The sequence below is a fragment of the Alteromonas sp. KUL106 genome (assembly GCF_009811415.1).
Taxonomy (GTDB): Bacteria; Pseudomonadota; Gammaproteobacteria; order Enterobacterales; family Alteromonadaceae; genus Alteromonas.
The window spans coordinates 369400-389706 of the sequence record NZ_BLIG01000001.1 but is presented as its reverse complement, the minus strand read 5'-3'; the positions used below and the strand labels follow the sequence as shown (position 1 = coordinate 389706).

Annotated in this window: 18 protein-coding genes; 11 read left to right on the top strand and 7 right to left on the bottom strand. The window is 43.3% G+C overall.

Annotated features, from left to right (window positions below):
- Positions 1-539 precede the first annotated feature (539 nt).
- A complete protein-coding gene (locus GVO63_RS01585; RefSeq protein ID WP_159577859.1) occupies positions 540-1784 on the bottom strand; it encodes an MFS transporter in 1245 nt (414 codons plus the stop codon).
- A gap of 571 nt (positions 1785-2355) precedes the next feature.
- Between GVO63_RS01585 and GVO63_RS01580 the strand changes: the two genes are divergently transcribed.
- The 3 genes from GVO63_RS01580 to GVO63_RS01570 are packed head-to-tail and all read left to right on the top strand — an operon-like array spanning position 2356 to position 3930.
- A complete protein-coding gene (locus GVO63_RS01580) occupies positions 2356-2883 on the top strand; it encodes a helix-turn-helix domain-containing protein (protein ID WP_159577858.1) in 528 nt (175 codons plus the stop codon).
- Positions 2880-3602 (top strand): AzlC family ABC transporter permease, encoded by a 723-nt coding sequence (locus GVO63_RS01575; protein WP_159577857.1) that lies wholly within the window; start codon positions 2880-2882, stop codon positions 3600-3602. The genes GVO63_RS01580 and GVO63_RS01575 overlap by 4 nt, the downstream gene beginning before the upstream one ends.
- Positions 3592-3930, top strand: a complete 339-nt coding sequence (locus tag GVO63_RS01570; RefSeq protein ID WP_159577856.1) for an AzlD domain-containing protein — start codon at positions 3592-3594, stop codon at positions 3928-3930. The genes GVO63_RS01575 and GVO63_RS01570 overlap by 11 nt, the downstream gene beginning before the upstream one ends.
- Here GVO63_RS01570 and msrA read toward each other — a convergent pair.
- On the bottom strand, positions 3927-4538 hold the full coding sequence (gene msrA, locus GVO63_RS01565; RefSeq protein ID WP_159577855.1) for a peptide-methionine (S)-S-oxide reductase MsrA: 612 nt from the start codon (positions 4536-4538) through the stop codon (positions 3927-3929). The genes GVO63_RS01570 and msrA overlap by 4 nt on opposite strands.
- 542 nt (positions 4539-5080) lie before the next feature.
- On the opposite strand from msrA, the gene GVO63_RS01560 reads away from it, so the two are divergent.
- From GVO63_RS01560 to GVO63_RS01540, 5 genes are all read left to right on the top strand, one after another.
- Positions 5081-5515 carry an OsmC family protein gene (locus GVO63_RS01560; protein ID WP_159577854.1) on the top strand — a complete coding sequence of 145 codons (435 nt, stop codon included), beginning with the start codon at positions 5081-5083 and terminating at the stop codon, positions 5513-5515.
- A 386-nt stretch (positions 5516-5901) separates the two neighbouring features.
- Positions 5902-6561: a glutathione S-transferase family protein gene (locus GVO63_RS01555; protein ID WP_159577853.1), complete on the top strand. Its 660-nt coding sequence runs from the start codon at positions 5902-5904 to the stop codon at positions 6559-6561.
- Between the two features lie 178 nt (positions 6562-6739).
- Positions 6740-8584, top strand: coding sequence for a DUF885 family protein (locus tag GVO63_RS01550; protein WP_159577852.1), 1845 nt, complete (start codon positions 6740-6742; stop codon positions 8582-8584).
- Between the two features lie 157 nt (positions 8585-8741).
- On the top strand, positions 8742-9077 hold the full coding sequence (locus GVO63_RS01545; protein ID WP_159577851.1) for a VOC family protein: 336 nt from the start codon (positions 8742-8744) through the stop codon (positions 9075-9077).
- 206 nt (positions 9078-9283) lie between these two features.
- Complete coding sequence (locus GVO63_RS01540) at positions 9284-10444, top strand: hypothetical protein (RefSeq protein ID WP_159577850.1); 1161 nt, start codon at positions 9284-9286, stop codon at positions 10442-10444.
- Positions 10445-10446: 2 nt separating this feature from the next.
- Here GVO63_RS01540 and GVO63_RS01535 read toward each other — a convergent pair whose 3' ends face one another.
- The 3 genes from GVO63_RS01535 to GVO63_RS01525 form a co-directional block, all read right to left on the bottom strand.
- Positions 10447-12468, bottom strand: a complete 2022-nt coding sequence (locus GVO63_RS01535; protein WP_159577849.1) for an NADPH-dependent 2,4-dienoyl-CoA reductase — start codon at positions 12466-12468, stop codon at positions 10447-10449.
- Positions 12469-12593: 125 nt separating this feature from the next.
- Positions 12594-13088 carry a hypothetical protein gene (locus GVO63_RS01530; protein WP_159577848.1) on the bottom strand — a complete coding sequence of 165 codons (495 nt, stop codon included), beginning with the start codon at positions 13086-13088 and terminating at the stop codon, positions 12594-12596.
- A gap of 226 nt (positions 13089-13314) precedes the next feature.
- Positions 13315-15090 (bottom strand): DUF885 family protein, encoded by a 1776-nt coding sequence (locus GVO63_RS01525; protein ID WP_159577847.1) that lies wholly within the window; start codon positions 15088-15090, stop codon positions 13315-13317.
- Positions 15091-15375: 285 nt separating this feature from the next.
- Between GVO63_RS01525 and GVO63_RS01520 the strand changes: the two genes are divergently transcribed.
- The 3 genes from GVO63_RS01520 (at position 15376) to GVO63_RS01510 (ending at position 18978) form a co-directional block, all read left to right on the top strand.
- The gene (locus tag GVO63_RS01520) at positions 15376-17652 is read left to right on the top strand and encodes a winged helix-turn-helix domain-containing protein (protein WP_159577846.1); all 2277 of its coding nucleotides are present in this window, start codon (positions 15376-15378) and stop codon (positions 17650-17652) included.
- Positions 17653-17786: 134 nt separating this feature from the next.
- Positions 17787-18461: a hypothetical protein gene (locus tag GVO63_RS01515; RefSeq protein WP_159577845.1), complete on the top strand. Its 675-nt coding sequence runs from the start codon at positions 17787-17789 to the stop codon at positions 18459-18461.
- 214 nt (positions 18462-18675) lie between these two features.
- Positions 18676-18978, top strand: a complete 303-nt coding sequence (locus tag GVO63_RS01510) for a hypothetical protein (protein WP_159577844.1) — start codon at positions 18676-18678, stop codon at positions 18976-18978.
- A gap of 216 nt (positions 18979-19194) precedes the next feature.
- Here the strand turns inward: GVO63_RS01510 and GVO63_RS01505 are convergent, their stop codons facing one another.
- Both GVO63_RS01505 and GVO63_RS01500 read right to left on the bottom strand, forming a co-directional pair.
- Positions 19195-19641: a DUF4426 domain-containing protein gene (locus GVO63_RS01505; RefSeq protein ID WP_159577909.1), complete on the bottom strand. Its 447-nt coding sequence runs from the start codon at positions 19639-19641 to the stop codon at positions 19195-19197.
- 125 nt (positions 19642-19766) lie between these two features.
- On the bottom strand, positions 19767-20303 hold the full coding sequence (locus GVO63_RS01500; RefSeq protein ID WP_159493621.1) for a YggT family protein: 537 nt from the start codon (positions 20301-20303) through the stop codon (positions 19767-19769).
- Between the last annotated feature and the right edge of the window lie 4 nt (positions 20304-20307).

Genomic DNA, 20307 nt, shown 5'->3' with positions numbered 1-20307 from the left:
TCCGCATGGATAATTGCCCACCCAGAAGGTGCTGGCAAGTTTCCTAGCGAAGCGTGGGAATGCAGGAATGGCTGTTGCCTTTCAAATTCCCAGAATGAAGCTAGGAAGCTTGCCAGATCTTCCCGAAGGGCGAGTTTTAAATGTCCGTACTCTTTGTTGTGTCACCTTGATGTAGAACCACTATACCTGCGGTAACGCGCCGCGATTACGAACATTTTAACTCTCGCTGAGTGGGTAATTATCCATACGGAATAATGGTATAAGAGCGGCGACCCAAGACGTTTAGATAAAAGAGGGGAAAGGGTCAGGGAAGGCTAATTTCATTCTGGTTGACTCAGTTTGAACCAACGCAATCAGAGTCTTTTTCTGTTGAGAGTTGACGAAAGGACATTTGGCAGACAAAAACGTTTACCTTTTGTTTTCGTTCAGCCTTATAAACAGGAGCGTTTTTTCAGTCTGCCAGAGAATGGCAGCCAAATATCTTAATTATCTTGGACACGCTGTGCTGACAAAAATATCTGTCAGCACAGCGCAGTTAATTACTCAGATACTGAAGCTGTTTGCAGGCGGGTAGCTTGGGTAGATAAAACAATTGCCGTCCATACCAGCACACCACCGCCAGCTAAGGCAAGCCCTACCCAGCCCGTTGAAGTATAACCATATCCAGCAGATAATGTTATTCCAGCCAGCCACGGACCTAATGCATTAGCAGTATTAAACGCGGCATGGTTCATTGCGCCTGCTAAGGTTTGCGCCTCCCCAGCCACGTCCATTAAACGGGTTTGCAGTGGTACCACCATGCCGCCACCGATACCTATGAAAAACAGCGATGCCGCCATTAGATAAGGATTGCCCATGGAAGCTGCATACGCCGCGGCCGACAAGCCCAGCAATACTTGAAAAGCAAGGGCAGAGGTTAAAAGGCGGCCTTCTGAATAGCGACCAGCAATAATGTTACCTAAGGTCACGCCAATACCGTAAACCAGTAACGTGGCCGAGATGCCCCATTCAGGCGCCGAGGTCGTATTAAGGTACGAAGCGCTGAAGTAAGAATATACTGAGAACATACCCCCAAAGCCGATTGCGCCCATGAGTAATACCAGCAGCACATCTTTGTTTTTCAGAGCTTTAAGCTCGGTAAGCGGCTTGGCATCGGGATTAGGCCCACGGTATGGTGCGGTTTTCCATACCATTAATGCAGTAACCATTGCGAAGGCTGAAATGATAAAAAAGCCCGTTCGCCATCCGAACAGTTGCCCAATACCGCTAATTGACGGCACACCAATGATATTGGCAATAGCCAAGCCTAAAATAACGTTGCTGACGGCTTGAGCTCGTTTGTTCTTACCGGCAATGTCGGCCGCAAAAAGCATGGCGATACCGAAATAAGCACCATGTGGAAGACCAGCAATAAAGCGGGCTACATTCATTGCCCATTCTGACCATGCAATGGCTGTTAACAGATTTCCAACGGCATAAAATACCATCATAGAAATAAGCATGGTACGTTGAGCAAGTCGAGAAAATAAAATAGTAATAAGTGGCGCGCCTACTACAACGCCAATGGCATAGGCACTTATCGCGTGACCTGCCACATTTTCAGTAATGCCAAAATCCTCAGCGAAGTAGGGCAATAAGCCCATTGCTGCAAATTCACTGCAGCCTATTACAAAGGTTCCGAAAGCGAGCCAGAACGTAATGGTGGCCAGCGAATATTCACCATTTGCAGATATAGGGTGAGGAGTCGAGTGATTAGACGTCTTCTTGTCAGTTTGATTTGCCATAAAGTGCCTTTTGTTCCTTCAGTTTCTTACTATTACGCTGCCCAATCACTGTTTGTACTCGGCAGACTGACAACACGTCGATACACGAAAGCAAGCCAAACATAGGTTTTGCCATTTCCCCGCATTTGAAGTGGCAATATGACCTTACATCTTTCGTACAAAGAAGAGTTCCTCTGTTGAAGATGAAGGCTCACACGCTTGTGCTATTCGTTTTTGTTTAACAGGTAAGATCGTAGCATTGTTAAACCATCAAAGTAACGGTTGCTGGTGAGATTTCTTATTCAATTCAACGACTTGAATGTTTTGTTTTTGTTAATTAATTGGTTGGGTGATGCCGCTTACTACGATGCGTTGAGATTTTCAAAAAACCAAAGTGGTTGTTTTATGTGCGTAATTTTTTGCTGCTGCAGTTTTTTTCCTCAGTTACTTATTAACATTCTCCTAAAGCATAGTCGCCATGAACCTATCTATCACTACAGCCCTAATCTCGACATGACCACAAAACGCTTGACTTCATGGTGTTCAATATATAGAACGTTCGTTAAATGGAACAAAATCACGTTGGTAAACTGTGAATCAATCAACGCTTAATATTCTAGGTCGGCACTTACAGAAATTAAGACTAGATAAAGGCGTCTCTCTGTCGCAGTTGGCGGCCGGGGCCGGCATCGCCAAGTCGAATCTCTCTAGGTTAGAGCAGGGTAATGGCAACCCGACGTTAGATACCATTTGGCGGTTAGCCAAACAACTAGACGTACCATTCGGTCAACTTGTACAGCCACTTAGTGCAAGTGTTGGAGAGAAGGGGGTCGAAGTCCGTTTAATTGAACAAGGGCAAGGGGTGCCAAATGTGGATGCGTATTGGATGTCAGTTGCCCCAAACACACTTAGAGAAGCTGAAGCTCATGCTACAGGAACAGAAGAGACAATTACGGTGGTGAGCGGCGCGCTAGAAGCAGGAAATGTAGGTAATACGCATTTATTGCATCCGGGTCAAAGCGCAGTATTTAGCGCTGATTTGCCTCACATCTACCAAACGCGAGACGCATGGGCGACCTGTCTAATTACTATCGTTTATCACAAAGAGGCAAAGAAATGAGTCGTGCTTCAAATAACAGCGGTTTAAAACAAGGCGTCATTGATGGCTTGCCGTTGCTCGGTGGTTATATTCCCGTTGCCATTTCATTCGGCGTTATTGCGGTTCAAGCTGGCTTTTCAACACTAGAAGCAACGCTAATTTCCGTATTTATCTACGCAGGTGCTTCACAGTTTTTACTCGTTGCTATGGTGGCAGCAGGCTCACCACTGTGGCTTGCCGTGTGTATGAACTTGTTAGTCAACGTTCGTCATGTAGTATACGGCCCCAATCTAGTTCCTTATTTAACGCAAAGCAAAGCGTGGCCGTATTTAATGCATGGCCTTACAGACCAGATTTTTGCGCTTGCTCACACGCGCTTGCCTCAGCTGGATGATTCGAAAAAAGTTGAATGGTTTAAAGGCGTATCAATGGTGGCATGGCTCAGCTGGATACTGGGAACTGCAATTGGGGGAGTAGCGGGCGAGTCTCTTACACAACAATGGCCAGTACTTGATAGTGTGATGCCTTTTGCCTTGCCTGCACTTTTTCTTGTGTTATTGGCTCCCAAGTTTTCAAACAAACGCTGGTGCGCAACCTTACTGGTTACTATAACAATGGCGCTAGTTATTGCCCTTGGTCCTTTTAAAAACGCAGCTATTCCTTTTGCCGCATTGTGCGGTGCACTAACGTTTTATGTGCTCACATCCCATATTGAAAGGAAGCAATCCCATGCAAACTGAAACCTGGATTGCGATAACCGTTGCAGCTATTGGCACATACGCGTTGCGCGTAGGCCCACTGTTGTGGACACAACGTCATTTCAATAAGCACAAGGCTGACAATACCGAAGCGCGTTTACCTACGTGGTTAAGTGTACTGGGCCCCCTAATGATCGCTGCCATGTTGGGGGCGTCACTGATTCCAAAAGCGCCATCGGGTGCTAGTTGGGTAGCAACAGCCGTTGGCGCTTTCGTGACAGCCCTTGTCTGGCGCAAATATAGAAGCTTGGGGCTGCCGGTGTTCTGCGGTGTGTTATCGTTTGGTTTAGCGTTCGTATTGTTGGCTTAAGTTTTTTTCTTACCCAACGCTTTATCGCCCCAAATTTCTTTTAAACGCTGGTCACGGCCACAGTTCCATCGATAGAATTTATAGCGTACAGGGCTTTTCTTATAGAAGTCTTGATGGCCTATTTCATCGCCCTTGATAGGATAAAAGGCAGATGCGTCAAGAATAGGTGTAACCACTTCTTTATTTGGAAATTGGGCTTGAACAGCGGCTTTTGTCTCTCTCGCTAATGTGCGTTCTTGGTCATTAGCAACAAATATAGCGCTTAAATAGCTTGGACCTTTGTCGCAAAATTGGCCGCGGGCGTCAAAGGGGTCAATATTAACCCAGAAATGAGCAAGGATATCTCGGTACGAGAGTTTGGTTTCATCATAGGTTATTTTAACCGCTTCGTAGTGTCCTTCATGATTTCCGTTGTAGGTAGGGTTAGGCGCGATACCGCCTGTGAACCCTGACACCACATCAGTAACCCCCTCTAATTTTTCAAAATCAGACTCCATGCACCAGAAGCACCCTCCCGCTAAAACTGCTTCATCGGCATTTGCCACCGGTGTAAATGCCGCGGCGCTTAGCACCGCGCTCAAGAGTAATCCAGATACAGTAGATTTCATTGTTTACCTTCAATGCTGTAGTAGAGGGCTTTCGTCACTAATAAAGAGAAATTGTCACGACGCAAACCAACTCTCTCGTTTAATGAACTTGTACGATTCAGTAATAAAGAACGGTTTAAGGTGAGAATAATTTCATCTAAGCACACGGCTCTTATAGGTAAGCACACGGTTCTTATAGGTAAGCACACGGTTCTTATAGGTAAACATGTTTTAGCGACGTTTTTCTAACTGAGGCGCAAGGAAAGGTATCACGTAAATTTTTCATTTTACTGTGTACTCTTAATATGCATTTACCTGCGTGGCGACATGCAATGTTGAACATGTTGTTTCAAAAAGCCTGCTAGATAAGGGGTAGAGGAAAATCATAGGGTCGGCAGAGCACTTGCATTGATTGGTACTACCTAATAATGAATTTTTTTGCGTAGTCACAGATGGTCTAAATCAGGTTCGTGCAAAGCAATGTGCTGAAATACAAAATTGCTTTGCGCAACGTTCATGGCTTCGCTCGAAACACGTTTAGTAACAATATAAGGATAGATGATATGTCTATAGTGAAATCAGGCAGTGCAGCGTACAAACCCCTTGGTAAAAATGGTAAAGGAAGCGTTTCAACAGAAACGGGCGCACTATCTGAACAGCCCTACGGTTTTAATACGCGATTTGAAGACGGAAAAGGAACTAACCCCGAAGAGCTCATAGGCGCGGCTCACGCAAGTTGTTTTACTATGGCGCTTTCATTTGCGCTATCGGATGCGGGGTACGATGATGGTGAGCTCAACACAACTGCCAAAATTTCTTTAGAGAAAAGCGATGACGGCTTTGAAATTACTCAGTCGGCGCTAAGCCTCGATGCTAAGGTTGAAGGAATTACCGAAGAGAAGTTTAAGGAAATTGCACAGGAAGCAAAACAGAATTGCCCAGTGTCTCAACTGCTTAATGCCAACATTACGTTGGAATATCAATTGAATAAAAGCTGAAATAGTCTGTGATCGTAGTTCTTTCAGCATGTCTTAAAAAAAGAGCGGTACTATACCGCTCTTTTTTAATGTTTTTTTGTCTAGACGTTTTTACAGACTAACGTTGGTTCCCATTAACATCGAGAGAACACGAATGTATCCGTCTGCGGCACCTCCCAGCATTTTTATTATCGCTCATTAAAGGCGAGTCTTCACCTTACTTGATAAGCAGAAAGGCCTAGAATAACAACCGCTAACCGCCAACATTTGGCGGAAAATAGTTGGTTGTCTCTGCCTTAGCTGGCTTCCTTAAAACGCACCGTTAAAACTCAGTAACAATATCTCGCTAGCACTTATTACCTATTAGACTTAAAGTTACCGCTCACTGGTTTAGATAAGGATGGGATATGTATACTCTTTACGGTTATCCGAAAACGCGCTCGGTACGTATAGCGTGGGCGTTGGAGGAGATTGGGTTACCTTACGACTACAAGTTGGTCGACTTGAAACAGGGCCAGCATCTGTCTGATGAATATAAGGTGATAAGTCCAGCGGCCAAAATTCCAGCGCTTGTGACACCAGAAGGTCCCCTTACTGAATCAGCGGCAATTGTTACTTTTTTAGCTGAAAGACATGGTATGCATGAATTCATTCCAGAGCCGGGTAGTTTCCAGCGTGCTAAGTACGAAGAAATGATGCTGTTTCTTACCTGTGAGTTAGAGCAGCCCATCTGGAATTTAGCAAAGCACACGTTTGCATTGCCCAAAGAGCAAAGGCTCGCGTCAATGCACGAGGTGTCGGTTTGGGAGTTTAAGCGCGTTCTTCCGGTGTTTTCTTCAATGCTTGGCGATAAAGACTTTGTGTGCGGTAACATGTTTACCATGGCGGACGTTATCGCGGGTCATATTTTGGCGTGGGCAAAGGGGAGCAAGCTAGATATCACACTAGACGGTAAATTAGAAAACGTTTCAGCGCTTGCACAGCGTTTATTGAGCCGTGAGGCTTATGAAAGAGCTTGGCGAAAAGAAATGGCTCAGCTGCCAGGCACTGATGGCGGCACCAAATAACACGCCAATATAAGGCTGTGTTTTCACATCTTAAATGCATGAATAAAGAACGCATAAAAGTGTAAACACTGCATGATGGTAAATAGTACACGTTACGCGAAATCATAAGTAAAACTATAACGAATTAAAACGACAGCGCCTCTATTTCTAAATGGCGGCAATAAAACAAGGAATAAAGATGAAAGCATTTAAAACACTGCTCGTCAGTAGTGCAGTAACGATGGCATTAGGCCTAAGTTCTGCAGCGGCACTAGCCCATAATCATGCAGAGCAACAAGAACATAAAAAAAGCATGTCGGCAGCAAAAAATACTTCTGAACACGACAAGCTTTTCGCGTTGTTTGCTGCAGCCGACCAGCGCAATATCGAGTTAAACCCAATAATGGCCATTTTTCGTGGCGATATGCGTTACGCTGACAGAATGGGCGACTTCTTAACAGATTCCCACGCTTTAGCTGGAAAGACAGCAACATTGCTTAATTTGTCAGAGCTTAAACAAATTGACCGCAGTCAATTGAGCGAAACTGATAAGCTTGCCTACGATGTATTTAAATACAATCAAGAGCGCTCGCTAAAAATGTCCACTGACGAGATTGAAGCGCTAACGGAAGTGCGCCCTGTAAACCACTTTAGTGGTTTTCACACTTTCTACCCAACATTTGCGAGCGGAAAGGGCGCCGCGCCGTTTAAAACGGTAGAAGATTACGAAAATAACCTATCTCGCCATAAAGATTACGTCGCTATTTCTGACCGAGCGATCGCAAAATTCCGCGAAGGCATGGAAACTGGCGTACTTGAAACTAAGCTGACTATCGATCGCGTGATCAAGCAGTTTGACACTCAGCTGGCTATCCCGATTAAAGAGTCGCAATTTTGGGGGCCAATCTCCCTGTTCCCAGAAAGCTTTTCTGACGAAGAAAAAGCCCGTTTAACCGCCGACTATGAGAAAGCGACGCAAGAGATTTACGATGCAACCACGCGTATGCGTGATTTCCTTCGCGACGAGTATTTGCCCGTTGCCCGTGAAAGTATTGGCCTTAGTGATATGAAAGGCGGCGCAAAGCTTTATCAGTTGATGGTGGAAGGTTCAACGACATTACCTATGACACCAGATGAGCTTCACAATTTGGGGCTTAAAGAAGTTAAGCGTATTAAAAACGATATGCTTGAAATAAAAGACGAAGTAGGTTTTGAAGGTACGTTGAATGAATTCTTTGATTACGTGCGCACTGATCCTAAGTTCAAGCCTGAAAGCCGTGAGGCCCTAACGCAGAGCTACTATGATATCGGCAAAGAGGTTGACAAAAAAATCGACCAGTACTTCTCTTTACTGCCTAAATCAGAGCTAGAAATAAAACCTTACGACCCTGCTATAGAGCAGTTTAGTGCGGGTGGTTCTTATCAGCCTGGCACGCCGGACGGCTCTCGACCGGGAACGTTCTACTTTAACGCGTACGATTTACCAAGTCGATTAACCACGGGTAACGTTACTCTGTATCTTCACGAGGGCGCTCCAGGTCACCATTTCCAAGTGAGTCTTGCACAAGAAAACGAAGCGTTGCCTTCATTTATGCGTTTTAGCTTCTTACCCGCTTTTGGTGAGGGATGGGCATTGTATTCGGAGACCTTGGGCTACGAAATGGGCTTCTTTGACGATCCATGGAACCGTTACGGTACGCTTCAGGACGAGCAGCTTCGCGCAATGCGTCTTGTGGTTGACACAGGTATTCACGCGAAAGGTTGGACACGTGAGCAAGCCATTGACTTTATGCTTGAAAACTCAGGTATGACGCGCACCGAAGTGGTTGCTGAAGTAGAGCGTTATATTGCCATACCTTCACAGGCTCTGTCGTATAAGGTTGGGGCGCTAAAAATTCAAGAATTGCGCGCGCGTGCAGAGAAAGCATTGGGTGAAAAGTTTGATATCCGCGAGTTTCATGCGCAGGTGCTGAATACGGGCGGTATTCCTCTGGCTATTCTAGAGCAAAAAATTGACCGCTGGATTGCCAGCCAGAAAGGGTAAGGCAATTCACTGATACGCAAAAGGCCAGTCGATATGTTTATCACTGGCTTTTTTTATATTTGCGACCAGCCGCAGTGTTTTTGCTCTAGGGCTCTATTACATTGAATCTAAAGCATGTAAGTATCTTTTTTTTAAATTTCTAATAAGGAGAAAGGTTGTGGAATTGGGTATGTTTTCATTGAGCTTATCGGTAAGCAATATTGAAGAATCTAAAACATTCTATGAAGCTTTGGGATTTGCCGCTATGCCATCGTGTGGTTCGGTGGAAGAGAAATGGCTTATCATGAAAAATGGTCAAACAATGATTGGTCTTTTTGAAGGGATGTTTGAAGACAATATTTTAACGTTCAACCCCAGTGATGTGCGTGCTGTGCAAGACCACTTACTCGATAAGGGTATTTCTATTGATGTACCAGTAAAGGGGAACAGTGGTCCTGGTCATCTTGTGGTTAAAGACCCTGACGGCAACGCGATTATGTTTGACCAGTTTTAATGTTATGAGCAGCCTGTGCTTGCACAGACCTAGTGATTCTATTGATTGTTAATATGTCATTCTGTTAACGTTGAGCGAGCGTGTTTTTCAAAAACACATTCGTTAAGTGGTAGATTGCATGGGTAAGGTTGTATGTGAGCCTTGGCGGGCTATTGCCATGAAGGAAGCTGCAACATGAGGGAACGATATTGAAAATGAATCAATCGATGAAGAGGTCGGTAATAGGTGTCGCTGCAGTTGCATTGTTGTCAGCGTGCCAGACCGCGCCAATGACCAAAAAAGTTGAACAACCGGAAATAGCAGGACCTCAATGGGAAAGTGAAACGTTTAGATATACACCTGTAACACAACCCAGCTCACTATTTTCGCTAAGCCAAGCGCAGCAACAGGAGTTTTTGTCGTACTACTATGCGCCTGAAAATCAAGACACTTCCCCTAACTTCAGACTGGCAGACTACCTTAATAAACTGGTTCAGCATTTTAATTATGGCGGTGAAACATTTACTGCTTCTGAAGCATTAAGTAAGCAATCGGGCAATTGTTTGTCGTTGGCAGTGCTCACTACGGCATTAGCTAGGCTTGTGGGTCTTGACGTATTTTATCAACAAGTTCATACCCCACCGCTTTACCGCAGAATCAATGGTGTACTAACAACCTCCACCCATGTTCGCAGCATAGTGCTTGAGCCCCAACACGAAAAACAAGATAGGGTGATTTTCTTTAGAAGCCGAGCAGTAATAGACTACTTCCCGTCAGCATCAAATGACCTTGGTGAATACATAACGGAAAACGCTTTTATTTCTATGTATTACCAAAATATGGCGGCTGAAGAAGTGGGAAACAAAAATGGTAGCTTGGCCTATAGCTATCTTTCTGAGGCAATGAAGCTTGACGATACAAACCCAGAAACGATAAATACACTTGCAGTGTTATATCGAAAACATGGGCTATTTGAAAAAGCCAGAAGCCTCTATGAGTTTGTTATCGAAAACGATAATAAATCAATTCATACACTGACCAATTACGCGGTGTTGTTGGATAGCGTAGGCGACAAACAAGCACTCGATAATTTAGGTGAATTGTATTTACGCGCTGATGATAGCAATCCTTACCGATGGTACGACTTAGGTAATGATGCACTAAAAAAGGGTAATTACGAGCGCGCAGAAGTATTTTTCAAACGTGCGGTAAAAGAGGGGCCGTACTTAGCTGAGGGCTATCTGGGGCTGTCAAAGGCGCACTATTTTAACGGCAATATTGAACAAGCGCTGACAATGATGGAAAAAGCCGTGAGCTTATCTTATCCATCCGACAATCGCGGGCTCTACGCTGCGAAACTAGAAGCGTTGCAGCGTAGTAGCGAGTAATATTATATTACTGCGGCGAGTTCGGCGCCTTGTCGAATAGCGCGCTTGGCATCAAGTTCAGCAGCAACATCTGCACCACCAATGATATGTACCGTAAAACCGGCGTCTTCAAGTGGTTGTTGCAGCGGTTTGAAGGGTTCTTGCCCTGCACATACAATGACATGGTCGACGCCAAGCACTTTTGGTTGGTCGTTGATCAGAACATGCAATCCTTCATCATCCACTTTTTCATAGCTCACACCATTTATCATTTGAACATTGTGGTGCTTTAGCGACTGACGATGGATCCAGCCTGTGGTTTTTCCGAGTCCTTTACCTACTTTAGAGGTTTTACGTTGTAGTAAATACACTTCGCGCTCGGAAGGCTCTATCACTTTTTCTTTGAGTGCGCCTGGTGCAGCGTAGTCTTTATCGATACCCCAGTGGGCCAGCCATTTGTCTTTATCTTTAGCTAAATGTTCGTGTTCAACTAAGAATTCTGCTACATCAAAGCCAATGCCGCCGGCTCCAACAATGGCCACTTTCTTGCCTACAGGCTTGTGGTCGCGCAGAACCTCTAAATAACTCATTACTTTAGGATGGTCGTGTCCTTCAATCGTCAATTTTCGAGGGTTAATCCCTGTTGCAAGGATAACTTCATCAAAGCTTTCTTGTTTCAATGTTTCTACACTTACTTCAGTGTTCAAATGGATGTTTACGCCCGTACGCGCAAGCTGATTCTTGAAGTAACGTAGGGTTTCGTAGAACTCTTCTTTGCCAGGTACTTGTTTGGCGTAGTTAAACTGGCCACCAATTTCCGCCGCTTTGTCGAACAAATGAACGTCGTGCCCTCTGTCTGCGGCGTACATTGAAAAGGCAATACCAGCAGGACCTGCGCCTACAACAGCTAACTTCTTCTTGTTTGTCGTTGGTGCAAAGGTGAGTTCTGTTTCATAACACGCTTGTGGGTTCACCAAGCAACTAGCACGCTTTTGTTCAAACGCATGATCTAAACATGCTTGGTTGCACGCTATGCATGTGTTGATAAGCGCCGACTCATTGCGCATGGCTTTGGCCACAAAATGTGCATCCGCCAAGAAAGGTCGCGCCATCGATACCATATCAGCATGGCCCTGTGCTAGCACAGATTCTGCTACTTCTGGGGTATTAATGCGGTTAGTGGTAATCAGAGGGATAGACACCTCTTTTTTCATGCGTTCGGTTACCCAAGTAAACGCTGCGCGAGGCACAGATGTGGAAATAGTCGGAACGCGAGCCTCGTGCCATCCAATACCGGTATTAATGAGTGTAGCACCTGCTTTTTCAATTTCTTTTGCCAAGTACACGACTTCATCCCACTTAGCGCCGCCTTCAACCAAGTCCAACATAGACAAGCGATAAATAATAATGAAGTTAGTACCTACTTTCTCGCGTACACCTTTTACTATCTCTATCGCAAGGCGAGCACGGTTTTCTAGACTGCCGCCCCATTCATCATTTCTGTGATTAGTGCGCTCACAAAAAAACTGGTTAATTAGATAGCCTTCTGAACCCATAATTTCTACGCCGTCGTAACCCGCTTCAAATGCCAAGCTCGCACACTTAATATAATCTTTTATCGTACTTCTTACGCCACGAGACGACAGTTCGCGTGGTTTAAAAGGGGTAATGGGCGACTTCATAGGTGAGGCTGAAACGGCTAGAGGATGATAACCGTAACGGCCTGAATGTAGAATTTGCATGCAAATTTTGCCATCTTCTTTATGCACAGCATCGGTAATCACACGGTGTTTTTTTGCATGACTTGAGCGCGTCATTCTGCCTGCGAAGGGCGCCACCCAGCCTGATATATTTGGGCTGATACCGCCGGTCACAATAAGACCAACACCACCTTTTGCACGCTCAGCGTAAAATGCAGCTAGTTTATCAAAACCGCCTTTTTCTTCTTCAAGGCCAAGGTGCATAGAACCCATTAGTGTTCTGTTGCGAAGCGTAGTAAAGCCTAAATCCAGTGGTTCAAGTAGGTGAGGGTAAGGGGATGTCATTATTATTAGCACTCATTTGTCAGTTTTACTTGATGCTAACACTAATTAAAAAAGTTGCCAGACCCACGAGATAGTCTGGCAACCGAAAAAGGGAGCCAGGGAACGGTCTCCCTTAACTGGCTCCGTTAGTAAGGTGCAACCTTACCAATGATAATTCTCTTACTGCGCTTAATTAGAGAATAGAATTTGTCAAAACCACTCTTTATTTCTTCTTTGGAGTAATGTTGTGCAAGTGATTTTATGAACTTGACGTCTTCAGCCGTTCTAGAAAACTCGAATTTCTCTCCCGGATTGTTCGTAGGGTAAATCACCATGAAACTATATTCGCCAGTTGTCATAGTATAAAGCGTAGGAACCGACACGCCGGCTAGTTTAGAGCCTTCAATGAAGTACTTCGTAACTAATTCCTTAAACGTGTCTTCTTGTCCAACCTCAACGTCGAAAAAATACATCATAGAGTAGTCAGTAATTTCACTTTTCTCGGGGGCAAGGTTGTCAAGGTATGCTTGCCATTCATCATCAGATACTTTGTTGTCTTTAGTATCTTCCTGAGAATATGAGAGGGTACTAAACGTGCTTAGTAGTAGCGTGATGCAAAAAATAGAAGTCAATTTTTCCATAATTTATTTTCCATGTGTGAATCGTTGTCGTGTGGAAAAAGTTAATGTGAATTAATAACTTAAAAATGAAAAAAACATGAAAAAAAGTTGAATTTTGATATTTTTAGCCGTCATGCATTGAAGATGAGAGAGGGAGCTTGGCTCTTTTTGGGTTCTGTTCAGATGTCAGCTAGCAAGATGCCGCTTTAGATATTAAAGCGGCACGAAAGCATACGGCTTACTATTTTTACACCCCTTTTTCAGACAATAAATCGTCAAGTAAGGGAAGCGGTAAGGCGCCATTTTCTAACACTCTGTCATGGAAATGCTTTAGCGAAAACTTTTCGCCCAGTCTCGCTTTCATTTGCTCACGTAATGACAATATTTTGAGTTGCCCCATTTTGTACATTGGCCCAGAACCAGGTACAACGATAGCTCTATCCACTTCAATTTCGGCTTCGTTTTGACTTAGTGCAGCTTCGGTCATCAGATAAGCAACTGCTTTTTCACGGGACCATCGCTTTATATGTATACCTGTATCTATAACCATTCTTGCGCTTCTTAATAGGTCGTAGTGAAGATAGGAAAGCACTTCTTCAGGCGTATCGTAAAGGCCCAGCTCATAACCAAGCTGTTCGGCGTACATTGCCCATCCTTCCATATAGGAGCCGAATGGTGTTTGTGAAATGATATAGGGTAGCCCCGCAAGCTCGCTAGTTAAAGAAGTTTGGTAATGGTGCCCCGGGATCCCCTCATGAAAGGTTAATACAGGCAAACTGCTTTTAGGTAACGCCCTCATATCATTTAAGTTTACCAAAACTGAATTATTGTTATATCGGGCTAGGGAGTCATTTTTCTCAGTAAGCAGTGGGCTTCGTATAAACTGTAAATCGGGCACGTCAGGTTGAGAAAATAACTGGGGTAATATCTTTCTTATTTTTTCGTTTTGAGCGCGCATTTCATCCAGTACTGCCTGTCGTCCTTCAGGCGAGTCATCGAAATAAAGTTCTTCGTTTGATAAAAATGAATGCATAGCTTGAGCGAACGTCATTTTCTGGAAGCCAAAATCTTTAGCGAGAATATCGAGCATTTGTTTTTGGAGACGGGCGACTTCATTTTCTCCGGTGCTAAATACTTCGTTGGGCGTTGTATTTAACGTAGTGAAAAATCGTAAATAGGCCTCATACGCTTTTTCTCCATCTGGTAAGCGCCAATAGCCAATGCCATCAGGTGTTACTTCTTGCAGTTCCTCATACAACGCTATCATTCTCTGGTAACTGGGGTAAACGTAGTTAGAGACAGCGGCTTTAGCTTGCTGATAGAATGCTAATTTGTCATTGTGCCCCACTTCATCCAGGCCTAACATTTTAGTGTTTAGTGATGTTAACAATATATTATCTTCAACCTTTGGTGCTATAAACTTAGAAAGTTGCCCCAACACGTTTTCGATAACTATGCGTGGCGGTACGATGCCTAAACTTTCTCTTAGACGAACACCCTTAATAACGTTATCAAAATAACGAACGCTATCGTCAAGGCGCGCTATATAACTTTCTATATCATCCTCACTCTCAATAGGGTGGTTATTGGTCATAAATTCAGGAAAACGACTGTGTAACCCATCAAACGTATCAAGGGGGTAATTATGATACTTGTAAGGCTGAAGTACCTGCAGGCTATCAAGTAATTGAATGACAGCGTCTCGCGTTATTTCTTCTTGAGCAGATAGGTCGCGATATTGTGAAACTGTCGATTTAATAGAAGCAAGATCAGGGAGTTTTTCGATAATAGTTAATTTGTCTCCGTTATCGAGGGTATAGTTATGTTTATCAATCCCTAAATAGTGCAATCCAAGAGACGTTTTCATTTGAGGGCTTGAAAGTATCAGTTTTAATACTTCTCTATCCAAAAGCACCCTCATGGATAACGGCTTATCAGTATGCCATTGGTAAGTTGCGAAAATACTCAACCCGACAACAGTTAACGCAAGTAGGCTAGCTAACCACAATATGACTTTTTTCATTTTTTCCTCAGTTTGAAAATGTATAGAAAGCTGGCGAAAGCTTATATAATTCAACACTCTGATAGTTGAAAAAAACTTGAAATATACTTGAATATTGAGGTTGCGAGAGTCGTTCTATGAGATGTCTAAAGCGCGTAATTTCAGTAAATCGAAAGTTTACGAAGAAGAACGAAAGGAATTGGGATTTTTACACAGACATAGACTTTTTATACTTTTGTGTAGTTGTCTAACCCTATCGCCGTTGCTACTTTAGTATTAAATAAATCAAGATGCTACGCTTCAAGGATGAATGACCTAAATCGTCAATTTAGTATTGGTGGATTAACAATCGACCCCTTAGCCAATACGCTAAGATTTAATTCTCACATTGAAAAGCTCTCACCAAAGGTTATGGAAGTGTTCTGTGCCTTGTATCAAGGTAACGGTACGGTAGTGACCAGAGAGCAGCTGTTGGACTCTGTGTGGGCTGATAGGTTTGGTGGTGATGAATCGCTTTCTCGAGCCATCTCAGAACTTCGAAAGTCACTTTCTCGGCTGCTGGATACTAATAAGAAGATAATAACAACCGTTCCTAAACGAGGTTATCGGCTTGAGTTATCACTATTGACAGAAATTTGTCAGTTGCAAAGTCCTGCTGTAGAAGCATCTACCGAATTACCGACCACACAATCGGTTCAAGATGATAGCGTGAAAAGGCGTTCTCCGATTATTTATCTGCTCATCCTTGCAACTGTGTTGATAGTAATAGTTACAGTATTTTTCAGTGACCTTACTGACAATTCTCAGAAGGAATATCGAGTACTTGTCATTCCTTTTGACGTGACAGACAGTGACAACAAAGATGAACGTACCTTAGCAAACGGTCTACTTGAATTATCTCTCACGCATTTGTCACACGTTGACAATTTCAAAGTAGCGAGTCGAACGTCGAGTGCTTATTTTAAAACCAATAAACATAGCCTTAAAGAAATTCAAAGCTTGTTGCCCGTCGACCTGATTCTTGAGGGAGCTGTAAGACGTGATGGAAACAACCATACTGTAACCTATAGACTCGTTGAAGTAGATTCGGGGTTTACACTTTTTTCCGACAGCAAAACAGTAGAGTCACTGAACATACAGGGTGCAGTTAATGAGCTCGTCATGAATACCACTGCACATTTAGGAATTGAGCATAAGCTGATTGCGCCAAGTCCTCAATCTGAAGAAGCTTACCGACTTTATCTGTTAGCAATGGATATTCTCAATCAAAACTATACTCTCGAAGCCCTTCAAAAGGCACAGGATTACTTAAAAAGGGCGAGTACTCACTCGCCCGCCGATCCACTAATTGTTGAGGCAATCACAAGTAATTATCTTGAGATGATGAACTTAACATCAGGCAAAGAGCAAAAAGCGGTGATGAGTTCTGCGGAGATCTTTCTAGAGCAAAGTAGAGAGCTTGGCGTTGCAAGTAGCACATTATCTTTTTTTGAAGGTATGCTGTACATGCCGCTTATTAGTGATCCTGCAAGAGGTGATATACAAAAGGCGTTAGCTCATTTTTCCGAGGCTAAAATGTTGGGTGAGAAAAGTTTTAACTTTTACTTCAACTACACGTATTTGCTGACTATCCACCATCAATACAAAGAGGCCATTGCGATTGCGAAAGAGGGGATTGCGACTCATCCTCTCTCCTATCGGCTTTATGGCGGACTTGCGTTTGTAAATTTACTGCTCGGTGATGAAAAAACAGCACATTCAGTGTTTAGAAAAATGCGTGAAATAGCGCCACAAGACCCCACAACAGCATGGATGGAAGCGCTATCGGCCACAATGTCCGGGCAGTATCAGCAAACGCTAGATTGGACAAGTCAAACACGTACCGATAGTCCGCCAATAAAAACGCTGATGCTTGATGTGAGCGTGCTAATAACCGCTGACGGGAAAGATAATTTAGCGAATATATGGGCGTTATGCGAAGAAAACTTGATGTCGCTAACGTTGACCGAAACTGATTGCTTTCATCTGTCGTTTGCTAAAGCCATTCACGAAAATGATATTCCTGCGTTGCTGTCACATTTGAATAGCGTGGAAAATACACATGTAAGCTCGCCCTATATTCGAGCAATGATTGGCCAAGCGTTATATTTGTTGCCCGGACACTTATTGAGTGAATATAAAGCGCTCTTTGCAGGGCTCATTACTGGTGGATTAAATGGCGGAGGTTTTTCAAATTTGCCGTCGCTAAACTTACTGACCGCAATTCGTTTTGCACAATATGACAATCAAATATTCTCAATAGACGAGATAAATACGAAGATTGCCGCCATTTTTAGCGAAAAAGAGATGCCAATCTCTTTTAACGCGGAGTATTTAGCGCTGTTGGGGGATGTTGACCGTGCTTTGGCGTTGTTGCAGTCACTCGTTGATAGTGATGATGTGATACCCATTGGACGGTACTACGCCTATTTTGATAGTCCTGCTTTTCTATTGCTCAATGAAGATGAACGCTTTCTTGCGTTGAAAAAGCGATATCAACGCAAGCTTGAAGTAATGAATCGTTCGCTAGAATGGCGACTCTAGTGAACGGTAACAGAGAAAAAATGCATATTAATTTCCTATTTTTTTCCAGATAAAAACTAGGGGGTATTTCATTCTTTTCCTCGAAGTATCGATTCGGTTGGCAACATTATCGCCAGTAATCAAAAGGAAAAGTTATGAAAAATACTACGATTAAAATGACACTCATAGGTCTGTTGTCGGCAGGTGCATTTGGGGTCTCATCGGCTCCGCTTTCTACGTTGTACGTTGAAGACTATTATGAGTTATTCAAAAATAATTTTTACACCGTTAGTGTGCCGCCGACTAGCCCACTTTCTAAAGCATACACACCTGAACCTGCACCTGTTAGACCTATATTGCCAGGCCCCATATCACCTAAAAAGCCTGTGGTACCTGAAACACCGCCACCTGTACAAGATGCGCCAAAGGTAGATTTCCCTCAAGGAGGACTAACGAATGCTTGGCCTTCAGCCTATAGAGGGACATGGGCGCTTAAAGTACAGCCTTTTTCTCAAAACTCAGATGAACTCTTGATGATGAGAGTCATTGATGGTGAGCGGATTGATATCGTTGCTCAAGATGGCGTGATGCAAATTGGTTTACTGAGCAACGTAAACAAGGGGCTTTACACTATTAGTACTGTTTCATTGTGTGAATGTGCTAGCAGCAATGTAGCGTATACGGTGAATTCATATTCTGTTTCCTTTAACCAATACGATGAAATAGAGGGTGAGTTTACAGCGTACCACTATACGGCGGATGGAACCTTAGTGTCTTATGAATCAGGTGACGTGACGGGGACACTATTCGACTTCATTACTGGCAGATAGTGGATGATGCAGGTAAGGCAATTTTGCTTTATCTGCTCTTAATATCAGAAAATCGCTCTGAATATTAGCAGCACCTTTTTCACAAAAAGAAATAAGGAGAGTTTGGATATATTGATTAGAAAAAATTCAATAATATTTAAAGTTTTTATCCCTTAAAAGAGCAATTCTACTTCCAGTTTTCAACTGTTTATACAATCTAAAAATGGAGTCAGAGATGCGTAGTCTTTTTAAACTTAATCTGGGAATATCTATTGCTGTTACTTTTACCGTACATAGCCTTGGGGCAACACCCTTGCCTTTAGAGAATTATTATTTCGAAGAGTTCATGATGTCTCAACGTACTTATTGTCTTTTTTTCGAAGATAATTTTTATTATGAAACGTTGCCCTCTCGTAAAATTCAAGAAGTATCCGACCCTAAAAAAACATTGGAACCTAAACTTCCCAAAACGCTATCAGAAGCGCCAACGGCCGTGGGTGATAAAGTTTCTTCCTGGAAAGAGATAGATAGTCAGTAACGTTCGACATTTGGCATTAATAACGATATGCGGATTGATAAAAGATGCGCAAAGTCGAAATAATTAATGGTGCTAAAGAGTACCGCTATACGATAAATAAATTCACTAACAGCCCCCCTCGGTCTACCTCTGTGTAAAAAGAGAGGGGCGCTTGGTTAAGATGGGTGACATGAACAAAAAGATGCGTGTATATCGCGTGTTTAAATTTTTTGTCTATCAGTCCACGTACATCTTTTGTTGAAACTTCAGTGTTTGTTTTCTGGGCCCTTTTTGAACGTCAATTTCGAACCTGAAGGTTTCTTGGTCGCGAAATGGCAGTACGGCGAGGTAGTAAATGGCATCGCCTTCTTCTACCTTTTTAAAGGTAAGCTTACGTGTGTTACCCAGTAGATTTTTTGCTGTTCCTGTCATGTCTACACGCTGCGCTTCACCTGACGCTTTATCTAATACAGAGATATTAACCAGCGCATTAAACTTGCTTCTCACAATGCCGTAATTAGCTGCAACTTCGGGAGTGAGAAATGGTGTACTCACCACCATATAATGTACATCCCATTCACCCAGTGTTTCCTTTTGCTCGGCGAAAGCAGACAAGCTCAAGCATGACATAGCCATCGCAAAAAGTGCTATGTAACCTTTTATACATTGCTTTAGTTTACTCATCATAGACCCTACCAATGTCTTCCTCTTTTTATCAATGCTTACCAAATATCGTACGACTTGTTTTACCAGACGTAACAAGCCGGATGGCCCAAATATTCACCAATAATGTTTTATTAAAACATTAATTACATAGGGAATGTGTCTTGGATCAAAAGCTGTAAAAACTGTAATGCGATAATGGCAATAAGCACCGACAAATCTAAGCCACCTAATGGCGGAATGACCTTACGTATAGGCGCTAAAAACGGCTCGGTGAGCTGATACAGTACATAGTCTACCGGAGACTGACCTTGTGATACCCAACTTAAAATGGCGCGTAACAGCAGGACCCAGAACATTAAAGATAGGGTCTCTTTAACCACGCCAATGACCGACAAGATGGCAATACCTATAGGATTAAGGCTACCGCCAAACATGAGACTTAATGTAATCAGCTTAAGGGCACACACCGCGATAGCTAACACAAAGGTGGCAGTGTCAAATCTGCCAATTGACGGGATAACACGACGCAACGGCCCCACTATAGGGTGGGTTGCTTTCACTACAAATTGACTAAGTGGGTTATAAAAGTCTGCCTGCACCACTTGTAACCAAAGGCGCAGTATAACCACCATCAAATAAAGGCTAAATAAGGTATCAACCAAAAATACCGTTGCATTCATGTTG

Bases quoted from the DNA above. Each gene is read 5' to 3' on its own strand.
- GVO63_RS01510 (WP_159577844.1), top strand. From the start codon at position 18,676: ATGCGTAGTCTTTTTAAACTTAATCTGGGAATATCTATTGCTGTTACT.
- GVO63_RS01555 (WP_159577853.1), top strand. From the start codon at position 5,902: ATGTATACTCTTTACGGTTATCCGAAAACGCGCTCGGTACGTATAGCG.
- GVO63_RS01585 (WP_159577859.1), bottom strand. From the start codon at position 1,784: ATGGCAAATCAAACTGACAAGAAGACGTCTAATCACTCGACTCCTCAC.
- GVO63_RS01560 (WP_159577854.1), top strand. From the start codon at position 5,081: ATGTCTATAGTGAAATCAGGCAGTGCAGCGTACAAACCCCTTGGTAAA.
- GVO63_RS01570 (WP_159577856.1), top strand. From the start codon at position 3,592: ATGCAAACTGAAACCTGGATTGCGATAACCGTTGCAGCTATTGGCACA.
- GVO63_RS01505 (WP_159577909.1), bottom strand. From the start codon at position 19,641: ATGAGTAAACTAAAGCAATGTATAAAAGGTTACATAGCACTTTTTGCG.
- GVO63_RS01575 (WP_159577857.1), top strand. From the start codon at position 2,880: ATGAGTCGTGCTTCAAATAACAGCGGTTTAAAACAAGGCGTCATTGAT.
- GVO63_RS01550 (WP_159577852.1), top strand. From the start codon at position 6,740: ATGAAAGCATTTAAAACACTGCTCGTCAGTAGTGCAGTAACGATGGCA.
- GVO63_RS01515 (WP_159577845.1), top strand. From the start codon at position 17,787: ATGAAAAATACTACGATTAAAATGACACTCATAGGTCTGTTGTCGGCA.
- GVO63_RS01520 (WP_159577846.1), top strand. From the start codon at position 15,376: ATGAATGACCTAAATCGTCAATTTAGTATTGGTGGATTAACAATCGAC.
- GVO63_RS01530 (WP_159577848.1), bottom strand. From the start codon at position 13,088: ATGGAAAAATTGACTTCTATTTTTTGCATCACGCTACTACTAAGCACG.
- GVO63_RS01535 (WP_159577849.1), bottom strand. From the start codon at position 12,468: ATGACATCCCCTTACCCTCACCTACTTGAACCACTGGATTTAGGCTTT.
- GVO63_RS01500 (WP_159493621.1), bottom strand. From the start codon at position 20,303: ATGAATGCAACGGTATTTTTGGTTGATACCTTATTTAGCCTTTATTTG.
- GVO63_RS01525 (WP_159577847.1), bottom strand. From the start codon at position 15,090: ATGAAAAAAGTCATATTGTGGTTAGCTAGCCTACTTGCGTTAACTGTT.
- msrA (WP_159577855.1), bottom strand. From the start codon at position 4,538: ATGAAATCTACTGTATCTGGATTACTCTTGAGCGCGGTGCTAAGCGCC.
- GVO63_RS01540 (WP_159577850.1), top strand. From the start codon at position 9,284: ATGAAGAGGTCGGTAATAGGTGTCGCTGCAGTTGCATTGTTGTCAGCG.